Source organism: Staphylococcus sp. HMSC65H10 (assembly GCF_001839185.1).
GTDB lineage: Bacteria > Bacillota > Bacilli > Staphylococcales > Staphylococcaceae > Staphylococcus > Staphylococcus simulans.
In genome coordinates this window covers 1-999 of sequence record NZ_KV840414.1, presented here as the reverse complement: position 1 = coordinate 999, position 999 = coordinate 1, and the positions used below count along the sequence as shown (strand labels likewise).

The following is a 999-nucleotide window of genomic DNA, read 5'->3' as shown; positions in this document are numbered from 1 at the left end:
TTTGTGCCGGGTTATCGACTGTGACTGTCGGTGTGCCTTTTTCCACTGGGAAGTTTGGAACTGTGACTTTATCCTTCACTTCTTGTTCTGTTGTGCTTTGACCAAATGGTTTTGTAATTGGTTGAATTGTTGGCTCATACGTATCTGAGTCTTTTGGTCCAGTTGTAACTTTTACATTGACAATATCTGTTGTGTTGTCTGGATATGTCACTGTGACTGGAACTTCCACTTCTCCCGGTGTTTGACCATCTGGAATTTTTGCTTCATCTACTGACACTGTATATGGTTGACCATTTTCTGGGTAACCTGGAACAGTCACTTTTGATTTCACTTCATCTGGTGTTGCTTTCTCACCGAAATGTTTTGTAATTTCTCCTGTTGTTGGTTGGTAAATCTCAGAATTTTTTGGTCCTACCGTTACTTTCACATTAACTGTATCAGTAGTTTTATCCGGATATGTGACTGTTACAGGAACTTGAGTTTCTCCGCTAGTTTGTCCGTTTGGCAATTTACTTGTATCTACTGTGATAACAGGTTGATCGCCTTCTTTAGGGAAGTTTGGAACACTTACTTTGCCTTTGACTTCTTGTTCTGTTGTTGGTGTACCGTAAGGTTTTGTAATTTCTCCCGCTGTTGGTTCATATTTATCTTTTTGCGGTTGTTCTCCCACTGTTACCGGAACTTTCACATGGTCTTTTGTGCCATCTGGATATGTGACTGTTACAGGGACTTCTACTGTTCCTGGTGTTTGACCGTTTGGTATTTGTGCTGGGTTATCAACTGTGACTGTCGGTGTACCTTTATCCTTTGGAAAATCTGGGACTGTTACTTTGTCTTTAACCTCTTGTTCTGTTGTGTTTTGACCAAATGGTTTTTTAATTGGTTGAACTGTTGGTTCATATTTGTCTTTTTGTGGTTGTTCTCCCACTGTTACTGGCACGTTCACATGGTCTTTTGTTCCGTCTGGATAAGTCACTGTGACTGGGACTTCTACTGTTC

The 999-nt window shown here is 40.6% G+C and carries 1 protein-coding gene; it reads right to left on the bottom strand.

Features of this window, described 5'->3' with window-relative positions:
• The coding region (locus tag HMPREF3270_RS11055) for a Rib/alpha-like domain-containing protein (RefSeq protein WP_256324378.1) at window positions 1–999 on the bottom strand (999 nt) is incomplete at both ends.